Below are 15459 nucleotides of genomic sequence, written 5' to 3' on the forward strand. Positions count from 1 at the left end.
CCCATTGCTTGAAGTTGTCTTATCGTTTGATCCAAAAGCGCCAAATCATTTTGACTTGCCGTTTTTCTCCATTCCTTTTCGCATTCCAACGCATCGCAATAAATCACAATGCTTGCTATATCAACTCTATCTTTCATATCATTTCTCCTCGCTCAAAAGAACCTTTACTGCAACCATACACTTGACAAAAATATGTGTTCGCCGACTGCCAAACTCTATTGTTTTTACTATAAAGCTTATCGCCTAAACAATAGCAATACTATATCACACAATGCAACGCTTGTAAATACCTTATATCATTTTTCGCGTCAACGCTCTTTGCTTTTCGTAAGAGGGCGTCTCCCGCCGCAAAGCTGAATTTCTCCTCGATCCGCGGCGCATTTCTGCGAAGCCGTCTTGAATTCGCGCGCGAAACATTGTATAGTATAAGTGATCGCGCGGAAGGATCCGATCGGAACGCGTCCCGCGCGAAAACGAACACACGAGGTAACTATGAAAAAGCGTTTTATCTTTTGGATCCTGCTGATCGCCGCCGCCTGTCTTTTCCTCTCGGTCGGATGCAAACCGCCGAAAAAAGAGACCTTGACCATCGCCTTCCAAACGGGGACGAGCGAAACTCTCGCGGAACGGTCAGTCGATCTTTCGAAAGCGGACGAGCTCTCGCTTCCCTCGCCGTCGCGAGAGGTCTTCCTCGCGGAGAGCGAGAATCAAGACGGTTGGTATTTCGACGGTTGGTATTTCGACCGCGCCTGTCAAGCCGCCTATTCTCCCGATCTTTTACGGGAAAAATCGGAAAACGGGAAAGTTACGCTTTATGCGAAATGGGAGATTTATATGCAGATTAACGGAAAGATCGGCGGGAAAACCGTCCTGAACCCCGAATTTGCTTGGAAAAACCAAGCGAACGACAAAGCTTTCGGCGTCCTCATCCGCGACGAAGCCGGCAACACCGTCCTGCGGGACGACGTCTCGGAGAACTTCTATCAGCTTCCGATCAACTTGGCATACGGAAAGAAATACACGTTCATCGTCTCGGGAAAGACGACGAACGCCACCTTTACCTGCCCCTTCGAGACGATCGCGGGAGAAGGCAAGCCCGACTACCGCTCCGCGGAGTTCTCCGTCTCGGAGCCCTTTAAGTCGCATATGGTCATCCAGCGCGGAAAGCCGATCGAGATCAAAGGCAAAGCGCCCGCGAAAGCGCTCGTCATCGCCGATTTTTACGGAACGCAGTATCTGCAAACCGCAAGCGACGCGGGCGAATTCTCGTTTGCGTTCCCCGCTATGGAAGCGAACGCGACCCCGACCGACCTCTCTTTCCGAATTCTGAAAGAGAAAAAGATCGTCCTCGAAGACGTCCTCGTCGGCGACGTCTATTTGGTCAGCGGACAGTCCAACGTTCAATGGTGCTTGAAAGACTCGGACTACACCGAAGCGGACGTGGATAACGCCGTCCGTAACGACGTCCGTTTTTACTCGATGAGCACCTCGCGCGCGGAGGAACCCATCGACACGGTCAAGGACGGAAAATGGTTTAAGATCAATAAGCTCAACCCCGGTTACACTTGGTACTCCGCGATCGCCTTTATGGTCGGCTCGATGCTCGGGACGGAACTTGCCGAAGCAGGCGTTCCGATCGGCGTGATGTCCGCTTCGCAGGGCGACACGAATATCGTAAGTTGGATGGGTAAGGAGTACTACGACGGACCGATCGCCAATAAAAACCTGCATTACAACGCGATGATCCATCCCCTCAGAAACGGCAATCTCAGCGGCGTGATTTGGTATCAGGGCTGCAATAACTCGGCGAAAGGCTCGGACTACAAAGCCCTGCTCGGAAAACTCAAACAGAACTGGCGCGCCCTGTTCCGAAACGAGGATATGCCTTTTTATATCGTCCAACTCCCCGTCTTCGACGGCGACAGCGGCAATAATTACGACTTCTCGTTCGTCCGCGAATCGCAATACCTTTCCTGCGAAGAGGACGAGGACGCCTACCTGATCGCGACCTGCGACGGCGGCGACCCGACCTATATTCACCCGCGCGAAAAACGCTATATCTGCGAACGGCTCACGAAATCCATCCTTTCGACCGTCTACGGAAAGCCCTATCTCCCCCAAAGCCCGACCTATCTTTCCCACGTCGTCCAAGGGAACCGAGCTATCGTCTCGGTCAAGAACGGCGAAGGGCTGAACGCGAAAGGCGCGATCGTCGGGTTCGAACTCGCGGGCGTGGACGGGAAATATTACGGCGCGACCGCGTCGATCGAGGGCGGCAAACTCGTCGTTACGTCCGAAAGCGTGGCGGCGCCCGTCTATATCAAATACGGGTTCTCGAAGAGCCCCTTCCTGAACGTCTATAATAAAGACGGCTTCCTTTTGAGCCCCTTCCGCACCGACCGCTATAACCGCGGGATCGATCTTTTGGACTATAAGAGCGGCGCGAATTACGCGCAATCGGGCGGCGACGAAATGACCTACGAGATCGTTTCGGTCGGAAACGGAAAGGGTTTCCGCGTCAGCAAAGCAGGCGGCAGCGCGGGCTACGGCATTTTGAAACTCGATAAATGGGGCGCGATCGGCTATGAGGAAAGCGCGATGAAGATCCGCGTCGTCGGGACGAATTCCGGCGCGACCGTCCGCTTCCGCATCCGCGAAAATTCCTACGAGATCTGGGCGTACTCCTTTACGGACGACTTTACGGGCGAGAAAACCTTTACCTTCCCCCTCTCCGACCTGACCTGCCTGGACAGCCCGTCGGACGGCATCCTCGACACCCAAGCCGTCCGCAATATCGATATCGCGATCCAAGCCGACGGCGCGGCTACCGTCACCTTCCTCGACGTCAAGTTCGTCGATCCGCAAGTCTGAATCGAACCATAAGAGACGAAAAAAGGGCGGGAACTTCAAATTCCCGCCCTTTTCGTTTTTATTTCGATTGCCAGCATCAAAAGAACGCGGCGTAACGCCCGATCAATTCGGCGAGGCGATCAAGGGTACTCTTTTTTAAGCATATGAGAACTTTTTCATCGGAGCCGTAACTTTTTGCGGAAGAAACCGTTAAACTTTTTGTTCATTTTCCAACCTCAATTTATAAAAACGACTTCCAAAGTCGTGACGTCCAATTTGTCCAAAACATAACCAAAAACATTTTGCGCATATCTCGGAGCGGTAACGGATTTATTTTTGAATTCTTTTTTAATTCGCATTTTCAAAACGTCGCCATCTTGTTCAAACCCTTCAAATCGATCGTTTCGCTTACTTGTCGTTCGGAAAAAGGCGATTGCGATCATTTGCGTTTCGGGATCGATTTCGGGTAACGTTTCGAATATTTCTTCTAGCTGTTCCGTTTCTTTTATAATATAGCATCGGGTTTCGGGTGAAGTTTTATCATAATCATTTGTGTGTTTTCCATCAATTAACCCAAGGCTTTTCGTTGAATTCTCCTCCATAAAAGACGACTTTAAACCGGAAGTGCCGGTTCTTCCCGAAAGGTCTTCTCTATAAATATGAATAATACGTTTCGCATTGTATCGGGTAATATCATACTCCTCTTTATCGCCGTTCTCTTTATTCGGATGATTGCATGACGCAAAAATCGTAAAACAAAGGATCAAAAGTAATAAAATGCAAATAATCTTTTTCCTCATACTCCCTCCTTTCGTTCGATTTTATGCCTGCGCGCTCCGTGGTTACTCTATATTATCAAAATATTTACAATGTCGTCAATATGGGTTTTACAGAGAAAAAGCCCGTTCGTCCGAGGCGCAGAACGGCAAATTTCCCTGTGGCGAGTATTCGAGCATTTCCATTGTGCTTGCGAAAAAGACGGCGTATCCGTAATCTTCAAAATCAACGTACAAATGATCAGGAGAATCATTAAGGCTGTATAGAATTTCAATTTTTTGAATTTTTTTATTTCCAAAAGTGGCTTCTGAATTCTTTTCTATTCCTAATCCAACTTCTGCTTCCGCCATTCTATCAGTTTCGTTAGATACAATAAAAAAAGAAACCCGCACAAAACATTATGACCGAAATTAATAGTAGTGTTTTTCTCATAGTAATAACTTCCTTCCATTAAGCTATCCTATAGTTATTTTTAATTCTTTTGCAATGGGTTTATCGATTTCAAACAAGAACCATCTTTGATTCGGGCTCGTTGCAGTTCCTCTTGGTTCACCTTTTACAGTTCCGCGACGATAAACGTTTATGTATAATTCATCATTCGCTTTGTTTACACTCGTAACATAATAGCTGTCATTTCCATACACGGTAGTACATGTGTAAAGAACATAGTATTTATGCTCAAAATCGCATGTTAATGTGCAATCATTTAGCATCAACTCTTCAAAATCCGATTTTGTTGAAATCGTCCAAGTGTATTCCGCCGGAAGTCCATCGACATCGGATTCGCACCCTGTTGTATGATAAGAGTTTTTTATTTCATCCTTAACAAAATCACCGTAATTGTCATATAAAACAACCGATCCATCTTTTCTTTTAAAATCACCACAGGAATAAAAAAAGCATAATCCAAAGATAATTAAAGCAATTCCAATATAAAAAGCTTTTCTAAACAACGTACTTTCTCTTTTGGCAAACTGGCGTACACTAATAACAAACTTATATATCCATATCTTTTTCATTTTTCTACCCGCGTAATATGATAACATCATCCTTTTCAGTTTTATCGACTTTTATAACCAAACACTTTTGTAACGGTGCGCTTAATCCCGGGGCGAAAGGATCCATCGATTCGTGCATTATCCTAATATATAATACGCCTAAATCCATATAACTCCTTTTAACATAATAAGGGCGCGGGACATAAGAAGTAAAAATATAGACAAGAAGCGTCTCATTTTTATAATCAATGGAGATATTAAAACTTGAAAAGATATTAGTTTCTTCCTCTTCGTCTTCTAAAATATACAAGTATTCGGTTGAAAATTCTTCGCCGTGCGTATTCAAGTACTCTTCTTGCCCTTCAAGTTTTATAAAGCAACTGTTACGCGTGATGTTTTTCATTAAAAATTCCTCACGCACTTCATATCCTTCGTATAAAACCTCGGCATGAAACGGATTTGATTCTTCAATCGATTCTTTACAAGAAAAAAGCGACATAGAAAATACAATACAAAATGATACTATTAAAATGAATATGTTTTTTTTCATACGCCCTCCTTTCGTTCGATTTTATGCCCGCGCGTTTTGCGGTTACTCTATATTATCAAAATATTTACAATTTCGTCAATATGGGTTTTACAAAGAAAAAGGGCGGGGACTTCATTTCCCGCCCTTTTCTTTTCACTCGTTTATTTCTTTTCGATCAAGCGGATCACGGGGTCTTCGAGGACGCCGCCTTTATCGAGGACATAGCCGCGGACGCGCCAAGGGAGCGACCTGCGATGGAACCAGCTCGGGCTGTCCGACCGCTTATACTTGCGGCGAATATGGACCGCGCCGAACGCGTTCTCGCGCGAAACGTACGCCGTCAGCGCAAGGGAGTTTTCCCCTTCTTTCGACTTGAAAGAGGCTTCGTACGGCGCGAAGAAGATATCTTTTTCCTCGCCGTTCAGATTCGCGGTCAAAAGCGCCGAAGCGTAGCGCGCGGAAAGGACGGCTTTTTCGCCCTGCGCCACGAACGAGGCAAAATAAGTGATCTTGCCGCTGTAAAACGGAAGGAACTGCTTCGTAACGTCGCGGAAGGCGAGCTTCTTCGGAAGCGGAACGATTTTTCCTTTCGTTCCTTTGAGATCGACGCCGAATGCGCCGAGGAGATAGCAGTTCTCGCAACAATCGTAGTTTCCCATCGGGATCGAAAGCTCGACGAGGTTGCGCCCCGCTTTGAGTTCGATCGGGATCGTTCGAATCGCCTGATCGACGTAGTACCCGTCGGGCGCTGCGGTCACGGCTTCCCCATTAACGGAAAGGGAATAATCCTCATACTCGCAGGCGAATTTCGCGGAGACGGAGATTTCGCTCTCGACCTCGAAGAGAAGGGAAACGCGCCCTTTCTCCGTTTCGGGAGCGCGGAGCCAAGGTTGGAGATCGGAGCGATAAGCTCCGAGACCGAGCGACTTTCTCGCGGCGTTCGTCAAAAGATCGAGATCGCGCCTTGCGTGAACCTTCGCGCCGCCCGCCGACCATTTCGCCTTATCGAGAAGCAGGACGTTCGGCTCGCCGAGCGCGTAATCGTATTCGCCCGAAAGGACGATCTCGCGGGAAATCTTTTCTTCCGCCGCCACCTCTTCCTTTCCGCTTTCGCCGCCCTCTTCCAAGCGAAGGAGCAAGCTGTCGTTATTGTATAAAGTCTTTCGGACGTAGGTCGCGCCGCCACGGATCTCAGCCGCAAGCGGTTTGATCTCACCCGTTATCGTGTCGAATTCGGTAACCTTCCAATTTCCCTTGATTTCAATCGTAACGCTGTCTTTTACGACGTTCGGATCGTTCGTCAAGGGGACGGAACGGGGATGGGGGAAGCCCGCGCGCGGCGCGGTCAGGAAAAGCCACCTGCCGCTCTTATCCTCGCGGAGCGTGGAAAGATATTCGTTCGGTCTCTTCTCGGACGAGACGGAAACGGAAACGTTCTCTTTGACTGCGGAAAGGACGGCTTCCTTTTCAAACGGCACGCTCTCGCATTCTTTTTCGAATTCGACCGCGTCGAAGGAAGTCTCTCCGTCGATCATCGCGGGAGGCGCGCCGAGGAAGACGACTTTGCCGCCCGCCTTGCGGAACGCTTTCAGAAAATCGAGCGTCGAGCGGCGCATCGTCAGAAGATCGGGGACGAGAATGGTCTTATATTCGCACTCTCCGACCGCAAGGGGATCTTCCCCTCTTTGCGAAGGGAGAAGCGCCTCGGAAATAAAGTCGAAATCGCACCCGCCGTAAAGCAGGATGTCGGTCAGACGCAGAAAATCCCGATCCGCTTCTTTCCGCCACTTGCGCGACATATTTTTCGCCGCGATATGCAGATAATAGCTTTCGATCGGATGGATCACGGCGACTTCGTTGATCGCCTTGCCGCGCGTCAAAGCGACGTTCAGCCTCGCGAAGTGATCTTCCAGCCCCTTCCATTTCAAATACCACGGAGACTGGTAGAAAAGAGAAGGCGGATAGTCGCGCTTCGCTTCGCCGCGCATGCTGTAATAGGAAAGGTGCGGCACGCGGACGGTGACGCCGAGGCAGGCGAGCCAATCGCCCTCTTCCTTGAATTTCCCGAATTCCGCGACCCAACGCGAAACGCCGTAGAGTTCGCAAAGCATCCCCTCTTTCCCCTCTTGGCGGACGACGGATTCCGTTTGCTTCGCGGTGGTGAATTCGTGTCTGCCGCAAAGCAGGTCGATGCCGGGGATCCCGAAATGCTTATAATGGCGCATCGTCTCGCCGACCGCCTTGCTTTGGGTGTCGAGCGTGGGTTCTTCCATTAAATGCCCCGTAAGGCGCAATCCGAGCGCTTCCGCTCTCTTGCCGAGATTATCCGAGAAGGCTTCCGCGAAACGCTCGGTGCGGTGGGTATGATAACGGAAACGCGTGCGGAACAGCGTCTCGGAAGGAAGATCGAAGAAAAGTTCGGGCAAAAGGTCCAGAATGTCCTCGCCGAAGGTCTTTTCGTAGGTCTCCGCGAAATCGTCCGTCCAAGGAAGGATCGCCTGCCCGGGGAAAAGCGAACACTTGAAGGGGGAAATAAACTTGGTCTGCGGTTCGTCCGTAAAGATCGCGGGAACGGTCTTTCCGAATTCTTCGCCGACGGTTTTTTGGTACGTCCCGTAGGTATAGTCCGCGAAGCGATCGAGCGCCTCTTTGCAGAGGGCGTCGACGTAACCCGCTTGGTTAAACTGGTCGGACGGCTCGTCCACGACGAGATAGGCGTAGAAGCGTCTGCCCGCGGCTTTTTCGCCCTCTTTTAAGCGCGTATAGCCCGAACATTTTCCGCAAAAGAGGCGAACGGCGTAGGTCGCGAGAAGTTTCGCGCCGCCGGTCTGCCTACCGCCCGAAAAGGTCGCCGTCTCGGCTTTCTTTTTCGGCGTAAAGACGAGCCCTCTTCTTCTGAATCTGCCGTCTTTCGTGACTTCGCCGCCGCCGAAGCCCGATGGATAACGGTCTTCGTCATACAGCCACGCAAGCGTCTTCGTCCGCTTCGCGTCTTCAACGCAAGCCCTTACGCACGCATTGAATTTTTCGCCGAGATAGGGCGTAGCGAGCCCCGCGCGCGGGTGCATATGATAGCCGCCGAAGCCCATCTCGCGGAAGATCCCCGCCTGCCTGACGCATTCTTTTTCATCCAGTTCGTCGTTCCAAGACCAAAAAGGCGCGCCGCGGTATTCGGCGGTCGGATCGCGGAACAGTTCTTCGCTTATCCGTTCGGATTTGTTTTTCTCGTATAACATAGGTTTCCTCCCGTTTATTTCGTGAGTTCGTAGACCGCGCACTCAAACGCCGCGTATTCCCCGTTCGCGCCGCCCTTGCGGTTCGCGTTCGAAAGAAGCAATTTCCCTTCGGGAAGACCTTCGATCGTTTGCGCGTTCTCGAAATTGCAAACGACGAGGATCTTTTCCTTTTCGTCCTCGCGCACAAAAACGAATTGATTCTCTCTTTCGGGGAATAGCTGACGGCAATCGCCGCGGCGAAGCGCGTTCTTTTCGCGGCGAAGCGCGAGGAGATCGCGATAATAGCGCCAAATCGATTTTTCGCTCGCAAGGTCGGATGCGAGATTAATCTCGCCGCTCCGCGTGGCGTAGGGAAGCCACGGCGCGGAAGCGGTCGTAAAGCCGTGATTCGGAGTCCCGTCCCAAGCGAAGGGGCGGCGGGTGTTGTCGCGGCTGCCGAAGTTGATCTCTTCGAGGAGTTTATCCTCGGGGATCTTCCCCTGCTGCTCCTTATAGTAGCCCAAACATTCGACATCGTTAAAGAAAGAAAGATCGGAATAATGCGAGTTCGCCGAGCCGATCTCCTGACCCTCGTAGATAAATGGGATCCCTTTTAAGAGACAGACCATCGTCGCGACCGTGGTCGCGCTCTCGTAGCGCAGCGCGCCGTCGTTTCCGACGCGGGAATTGAACCAAGGTCTGTCGTGATTATCGGTCAGAAGGATGTATAAAAGGTCGTGCTTCTCGGTGAAGCGTTCCCACCCCATCAAGATCTCTTTGACTTCGTCCATCCGATGCGGAACGGGCGTGTAGCGGCCTTGCCTGCCAACGTTCAAATGGGAGAATTGGAAGACGCTTTTGAGCTCCTTGCGATCCTGCCCGCAGGTCGCGACGATGCTCTCTTCCGTCGTCTCGGCTTCTCCGACCGTGTAAAGATTCGCGAGATGATCCCGCCCGAAGACTTCGCGAATGTATTCGTGCAAATGCGGTCCGTTTCGGCGCAAGCCTTTCTCGAAGTCCTTGGAAATATGATCGAGGACGTCGCAGCGGAAACCGTCCACGCCCTTTCCGACCCAAAAATCGACGATCGCTTTATACTCTTCGCGGACTTTCGGATTCGTCCAGTTTACGTCCGGCTGCCCGACCGCGAAGGAATGCAAATAATACTCGTTCGTCTGCGCGTTATATTCCCACGCGCTGCCGCCGAATTCCGCCCGCCAATCGGTCAGGGGGCGATCCGCCCAGTAGTAATAATCGTGATAGGGGTTATCCTTGGAAGAGCGGGCTTGCCGAAACCACTCGTGCTCGCTCGAAGTGTGATTCGCGACGAAGTCCATAATGACTTTGATTCCCTTCGCGTGCGCGGCGGCGAGCAGGCGATCGAAATCCGCCATCGTCCCGTACATCGGATCGACGTCCTTATAGTCGGAAATATCGTATCCGTTGTCGCATTGAGGGCTTTTGAAGATCGGGCAAAGCCAGATCGCGTTCACGCCGAGATCCGACAAATAATCAAGCTTGGAAATGACTCCGTTCAGATCGCCGATCCCATCCCCGTTCGTGTCGCAAAAACTCCGCGGGTAGATCTGATAGACGACCAAATCGTAGCAATCGGCGAATTCTTTCTTCATAAAAGCGACTCCTTCCTTTCATCGGAGAGTTTTTCCTATTAGGAAAACTCCTTTTCGCTCCGCACCGTTTATTGTATCGTCGGGGAAAAAGAAAGTCAAGGTTTTCGCATCGGTTCACCCGCCGCGTTTCGTCTCATTCTCTTGATGTTTTTTCGGAAAAATCCATTCATTACAAAGAGAAGCGGCGAACGTTCTCACCGCTTCTTTCACTTTTCGTTCTTTCCCCGTTTCGGGGGTTTTCCCGCGCCGCGACGCTTTCGCCCGAGCGAAGATCAGGAATCGTAAAAATGCCGACCGTCGTCCGTCAAAAGGCGTTCCGCCTTGGGATAGGAAAAGATCGCGTCGTTTTCGGCGTTCGCTTCCAAATAGCGCGCGAATTCTTCGGCGTACCATTTCGCCATTTCGAGGTTATGCATACGGTAACACCCGCAATTAACGGGAGCCGCGCCGGGCACTTCTTCCGCGCGCTCCACCGAGCGAAACGCATCCAAAATCAGCGCGTACAGCTCCCGCGGCGCGCGATTTCCTTTCAGAATCAGATAAAAGCCCGTAAGGCACCCCATCGGCCCCCAGTAGACGACCTCGTCTTTCCAAACGGGATCGTTGCGAAGGTAGGTCGCGATAATATGTTCGAGCGAATGCATCGCCGCGACGTCGATCACGGGCTCCCGATTCGGGCGTTTCAGCCGAACGTCATAGGTCGTTACGGAGTATTCCCCCAGCCGATCGACCCTGCTTTCGAAAATCCCGGGGACAATGCGCATATGATCCACAGAAAAGCTTTGTATCAATTCCATATCGTTCTCCTTCCCGATTTAAGCCCTTGACAAATTAAATAAAAATGTCGGATATTTCCGACATTTTCGAGTTGGTGGGCAATAAGGGACTCGAACCCCTGGCTTCCTCCATGTGACGGAGGCACTCTACCAACTGAGTCAATTGCCCGATTTGGTCTGAGTGAGAAGATTCGAACTTCCGGCCTCTTGAACCCCATTCAAGCGCGCTACCAAACTGCGCCACACCCAGATAAACGTATTAAACTTTTAAGAACCGAACTGCCGCTTGCGTTTGGGAGCGCGCTGCGCGCATATGCCGAAGGCCATGCCGTAAGTCTCCTGAGAGCGAGATCCGATCCTTATCCGAGCAGACACCTTGATTTTGCACTACGATTATGCATACCAAACTGCGCCACACCCAGATAATGCTATGTATTCAGTTGTTTGGGTTCGAGCGGTATTCCCCACGCGAACATAAGAATTGTATCACGATTCAAAAAAGATTTCAACTGTTTTAGACTTTTTTATAGGATTTCTTCAAAAGCGCGCTTTGCGCGGCGAAGGCTCCGCCTTTTCGCGCTCGCGCGGGAAAACGCGCCTACCGCCTTGTTTTTTCTTGACAACAGGGAATGCGTATGCTACAATACGGGAGATTTGAAACGGAATCATAGCTCAGCTGGTAGAGCACATGCCTTACAAGCATGGGGTCATAGGTTCGAGCCCTATTGGTTCCACCACAGGCAGTCTAATACAAATATTTCGTTAAGACTGCCTTCTTTTTTTTCGGAAAATCCATCCGTTTCCCATCCTTAATGGGTTTCGAGTAAGCGGGATTTGTCAACTGCCCTACTTACAGATTGGATACAAACTCCCACAAAGAGTCTTTGCTGTTTGTAAGATCTGACAAAATATCAACCATACGTGATGTCACTTTTAAATTTGGAGAATAAATCCATCCCTCATCACCCTTATGTTTTGTAATGATTTCATCTGTTATCATTTTATTAATAATCTTTTCACAGATTTTGCTATCGCCTTTATCGCCCAATCCACGTAGCAATGCCTCTTCTTTTCTTCCATTTCCTTTTGTAACCGTTGAAAAAATCTTTTTTATTATAGTCACCAAAATTGTTTGCGATCTCGTTAAATTTGCATTTTTTATGCGATTAACGGTACTGACTGGCTCGAACTCATCTACACTACAATTATTATTTATTCCACCAGGCAAGCTTTTTTTCGTTGAAATACCCTTTATTCTTCCAATAGTAGTATCTTCTATACATACAGTTGCAAAATCACAATTCGTTAGGTCTAAGAATTCTATTATTGAACCCCTAATATCTAAATTTGCTATTTGTTTATTTGAAAAGTCAAGAAACGGAATATATACATTTTTTAAAATAATATTCCTGAAATCTATTGATTGATATGTTGCTCCTTTAGCCAGCGCCATAATTATATCTAATGCGAAAAACATATTAACTCGGCGCGACGATAAAAGAGCTGCATTCAAGAATTCTTTTTCACGACTTTCATCAAAAAAAATATAATCCGATAAGATATTTATTCCTTCTTTATTGAGAGAACAATTCCACTTTTCATCATAAACTGTTTTATCCATTTTTTGTACAGATCTTATGACATCTTCGGCTCTTAATCCATTCATTATATATGAGTCAACAAACATGCGCTCATTGCTATTTGAATCTACCCGTCCCAGTCCCGGTAGACGATGTAGCATAATTGCTGATTCTTCATTGGGACGCTCTCCTGTTATATCCTCAAATGCTTGATTAAGTTCGCTAAGCGAAATAGGCCCGAAATCTTTATCCTTCTTTCGGCCAATACGTCCAACTCTAATCATAATATCCTTTATCGTATCTTCATTTAATGCCGGATTAATTCTTGATTCACGCTTTGCCAACAAAGTTAAAAAATTATCCCAAAAGTCGCATTCATTAACAATTGCTCCTTTAACGTCAAATAACTCCCCCAAATTGTGTACTGCAATGCTCATAATTAAAGGGCGTTTTGGCAACCATTGCGGAATATATGACACCTGCTTGTTTGCCGTTTTTTCAAGATAATCTTTTATTTGTTGTTCACTGAATTCTTCAGCGCAACTAAGGATGATGGTATTCTTTGAATTTAATCCAAAACTCGAAAGCATTTCTTCATCCGAATTAAAATAATGTTCTCTCCCAGTTATCAAGCAACCGCCTTGGGTGTTCATAATTAAATCTTTAACTGCACGAACTGCATTTGCTCTAAGTGAACTCATTTTTTCCGGATCTACACTCCATGATTGCGATCCTATTTCGTCAAACCCATCCAAAAGAAAAACCATATCTTTATCGTAGAAGACTTCTTTCAATCCCTCCGATGTGATAGATAAATCATCCAAATGTCTACGCAATAATTCTTTATGGTTTTTTGCGCCCCAGTGTTCTCGCAAATTGATTGCGACAGTATATAAAGGCTTCTCGAAATGTAATTTGCTTATTCTTTCAAATAGTTCTTTTACACATCTACTTTTTCCTGTTCCAAAACCACCTTTTAAAATTATTCTACTTCCTTGCAACAGCTTTTTTACAATATTTTCAATGGTATAACTCTCTCCGGTTTTGGTATTCGTATAATTTACTGGGATATAAACATTATTTTCTATGGAACCAGTTTCTATCTCAACAAGACTCCCAAAAGGTTGCTTAAGACGGTGAAAAACATACAAATCATAATTGAACCACATATTTTCAAATTCTGAAAGGGACATAACTGTGACCTTAGCGGCATCGCCAGTTGTTCTCATACTATTCGTAGGAGTTTCGGTCATTACTATATACTTTTCGGTATAAATATTTTTACTGAATAAAGCGAAACCAACCGACGATAATTTGCTTATATCTGTCCTAATTTTATCTAACGTGTTATTCTTTGAGACTTCAACCAAGCAATAATAATCATTGTTTTTTTCAACATAAGAATCAATTTGCACGCCTTCTATTACCTTGCTAAATGCAGGCTTTCCCCATATTCTAGAAGCTATTTTTCTTACTTGTTCCTCGACATCTTGCCACTTAATCTTTTCTTCCATATTAATGCTCCTTTTTATTTTTCAAAACTATCTTTTTCCAACAAGAAATCCCTCAAAGACAGCATCAAGATGCCCTGCTCGTTATATCCGCTGAGAATCGGTTGATTGACGATGATGATCTTGCGGAAGGCGTCGTTTATGGCGAGCAAGGATGCTTGCTCCTGCTTCATCTTCTCCTCGGAAGGGATATTGTAAGCCGACTGAATGTAATACCTGCGGTTGCCGAGATTGACGACAAAGTCCACTTCCAACTTATTACGCGTAAAGGTGCCCTTCTCTTTTTCAACGGTTTCCACTACCCCGACATCCACGGAATAACCACGTAGGCGAAGCTCGTTGTAGATAACGTTCTCCATAATATGCGTATATTCCTGCTGACGGAAGGAAAGGCGGGCGTTGCGAAGTCCGAGGTCAACGAAATAATACTTTGCGGGCGTGTTGATATATTTTTTGCCCTTGATATCGTAGCGGATCACTTTTTCAATCAAGAAGGCATCCTCCAAATAATCGATATAGGATGCGATCGTATTCGCCGAAAGCTTGACGTTCTTCACGCTGGCAAAGGTGTTGGAAAGCTTCAAAGGATTGGTCAGCGCCCCAATGCTCGACGCAAGCACGTCGGTCAGTTCGCCGATCTCCGAATTCCCGCGCAGATTATTCCGATTGATGATATCCGCGAGGTACGTCGTCTCAAAAAGGCTCGTCAAATACTTTGCCTTATCCTCGGGAGTCTCCATCGAAAGGCAAAGAGGCATTCCGCCGTAATTGCAGTACATTACCCACGCTTTCTCGAATTCGCCGCCGTAAACCGAATAAAACTCCGAGAAACTGAGAGGATAGACTCGAATCTCGTCGCCGCGTCCTCTGAACTCCGTGATGATATCGCTGGATAGGAACTTGGAATTACTACCGGTGATGTAGATATCCGCATTGTCAATATGCAGAAAGCCGTTTACTACGCTTTCAAAATCGGGAACAAGCTGGACCTCATCAAGAAGGATATAGTAGTCCTTGTCGTCAACGATCTTGGAAGTGACGTATTCGTACAGCTTATCCGGGGACTGCAAATGCTTGTTGCCATACCCTTCAAGAGCGATGGAAACAATGTGATCCTCGGGGACGCCGCTATCCAGCAAATGCTTTTTAAAAAGCTTCAAAAGCAAATAAGACTTCCCGCAACGTCTGACGCCGGTAACAATCTTCACCATCCCGTTCTTTTTGTGCCCGATAAGCTTATTCAAATAAAAATCACGCTTGATTTCCATGATTGCTCCTTATGGTCTTGATTGTTTACATTATACCATTGAGCTATGCCCGAGTCAATATAGCCGTTGAGAATTTTTGTAAAAAGTTGCAGTTTTTCTCAATAGAAATGAGCGAAGTGCCCGGATTTTCGTTACCATTGCCCCGCTTTAAACAGCATAATAAGCCCAATTAAGTCATTTTGTTTTATTTGCACATCTTTTGTATTATGAAAAACAAGTAAAAACACCTCGTTTTTAATGGAAAATTCAATATTCGATTTGGTTTGCGTCGTCTCCACCAAAAAACCTCGCCGACAGTCAGCGAGATTTTTTTATTCAAAGCAA

Annotated in this window: 10 protein-coding genes and 3 tRNA genes; 2 read left to right on the plus strand and 11 right to left on the minus strand. The window is 47.6% G+C overall.

What is annotated here, in order from left to right; all coding sequences use genetic code 11:
- Positions 1–492: 492 nt before the first annotated feature.
- A complete protein-coding gene (locus K5753_04650; GenBank protein ID MCR4726493.1) occupies positions 493–2871 on the plus strand; it encodes a hypothetical protein in 2379 nt (792 codons plus the stop codon).
- 215 nt (positions 2872–3086) lie between these two features.
- Here the strand turns inward: K5753_04650 and K5753_04655 are convergent, their stop codons facing one another.
- The 9 genes from K5753_04655 to K5753_04695 form a co-directional block, all read right to left on the minus strand.
- A complete protein-coding gene (locus tag K5753_04655) occupies positions 3087–3650 on the minus strand; it encodes a hypothetical protein (protein MCR4726494.1) in 564 nt (187 codons plus the stop codon).
- Positions 3651–3737: 87 nt separating this feature from the next.
- Positions 3738–3977, minus strand: coding sequence for a hypothetical protein (locus tag K5753_04660; protein MCR4726495.1), 240 nt, complete (start codon positions 3975–3977; stop codon positions 3738–3740).
- Between the two features lie 105 nt (positions 3978–4082).
- Positions 4083–4646 carry a hypothetical protein gene (locus K5753_04665; GenBank protein MCR4726496.1) on the minus strand — a complete coding sequence of 188 codons (564 nt, stop codon included), beginning with the start codon at positions 4644–4646 and terminating at the stop codon, positions 4083–4085.
- 4 nt (positions 4647–4650) lie between these two features.
- The gene (locus tag K5753_04670) at positions 4651–5175 is read right to left on the minus strand and encodes a hypothetical protein (protein MCR4726497.1); all 525 of its coding nucleotides are present in this window, start codon (positions 5173–5175) and stop codon (positions 4651–4653) included.
- A gap of 140 nt (positions 5176–5315) precedes the next feature.
- The gene (locus tag K5753_04675) at positions 5316–8390 is read right to left on the minus strand and encodes a hypothetical protein (GenBank protein MCR4726498.1); all 3075 of its coding nucleotides are present in this window, start codon (positions 8388–8390) and stop codon (positions 5316–5318) included.
- A gap of 14 nt (positions 8391–8404) precedes the next feature.
- Positions 8405–10000 (minus strand): alpha-glucosidase, encoded by a 1596-nt coding sequence (locus K5753_04680; protein MCR4726499.1) that lies wholly within the window; start codon positions 9998–10000, stop codon positions 8405–8407.
- A gap of 272 nt (positions 10001–10272) precedes the next feature.
- On the minus strand, positions 10273–10797 hold the full coding sequence (locus K5753_04685) for an S-ribosylhomocysteine lyase (GenBank protein MCR4726500.1): 525 nt from the start codon (positions 10795–10797) through the stop codon (positions 10273–10275).
- 72 nt (positions 10798–10869) lie between these two features.
- Positions 10870–10945, minus strand: a tRNA-Val gene (locus K5753_04690).
- Positions 10946–10949: 4 nt separating this feature from the next.
- Positions 10950–11026 (minus strand) — tRNA-Pro (locus tag K5753_04695).
- A gap of 411 nt (positions 11027–11437) precedes the next feature.
- Between K5753_04695 and K5753_04700 the strand changes: the two genes are divergently transcribed.
- Positions 11438–11513 (plus strand) — tRNA-Val (locus tag K5753_04700).
- A gap of 113 nt (positions 11514–11626) precedes the next feature.
- Here the strand turns inward: K5753_04700 and K5753_04705 are convergent.
- Together K5753_04705 and K5753_04710 are read right to left on the minus strand one after the other, a co-directional pair.
- The gene (locus K5753_04705) at positions 11627–13870 is read right to left on the minus strand and encodes a hypothetical protein (protein ID MCR4726501.1); all 2244 of its coding nucleotides are present in this window, start codon (positions 13868–13870) and stop codon (positions 11627–11629) included.
- 14 nt (positions 13871–13884) lie between these two features.
- Complete coding sequence (locus K5753_04710; GenBank protein ID MCR4726502.1) at positions 13885–15135, minus strand: ATP-binding protein; 1251 nt, start codon at positions 15133–15135, stop codon at positions 13885–13887.
- Between the last annotated feature and the right edge of the window lie 324 nt (positions 15136–15459).

The sequence above is a fragment of the Clostridia bacterium genome (assembly GCA_024685775.1).
In the GTDB taxonomy this organism is placed as follows: Bacteria; Bacillota; Clostridia; order Christensenellales; family CAG-1252; genus CAG-1252.

What these genes read in the sequence shown, in the direction of transcription:
- K5753_04650 (MCR4726493.1), top strand. Translation starts at nt 493, where the DNA reads ATGAAAAAGCGTTTTATCTTTTGGATCCTGCTGATCGCCGCCGCCTGT.
- K5753_04655 (MCR4726494.1), bottom strand. Translation starts at nt 3,650, where the DNA reads ATGAGGAAAAAGATTATTTGCATTTTATTACTTTTGATCCTTTGTTTT.
- K5753_04660 (MCR4726495.1), bottom strand. Translation starts at nt 3,977, where the DNA reads ATGGCGGAAGCAGAAGTTGGATTAGGAATAGAAAAGAATTCAGAAGCC.
- K5753_04665 (MCR4726496.1), bottom strand. Translation starts at nt 4,646, where the DNA reads ATGAAAAAGATATGGATATATAAGTTTGTTATTAGTGTACGCCAGTTT.
- K5753_04670 (MCR4726497.1), bottom strand. Translation starts at nt 5,175, where the DNA reads ATGAAAAAAAACATATTCATTTTAATAGTATCATTTTGTATTGTATTT.
- K5753_04675 (MCR4726498.1), bottom strand. Translation starts at nt 8,390, where the DNA reads ATGTTATACGAGAAAAACAAATCCGAACGGATAAGCGAAGAACTGTTC.
- K5753_04680 (MCR4726499.1), bottom strand. Translation starts at nt 10,000, where the DNA reads ATGAAGAAAGAATTCGCCGATTGCTACGATTTGGTCGTCTATCAGATC.
- K5753_04685 (MCR4726500.1), bottom strand. Translation starts at nt 10,797, where the DNA reads ATGGAATTGATACAAAGCTTTTCTGTGGATCATATGCGCATTGTCCCC.
- K5753_04705 (MCR4726501.1), bottom strand. Translation starts at nt 13,870, where the DNA reads ATGGAAGAAAAGATTAAGTGGCAAGATGTCGAGGAACAAGTAAGAAAA.
- K5753_04710 (MCR4726502.1), bottom strand. Translation starts at nt 15,135, where the DNA reads ATGGAAATCAAGCGTGATTTTTATTTGAATAAGCTTATCGGGCACAAA.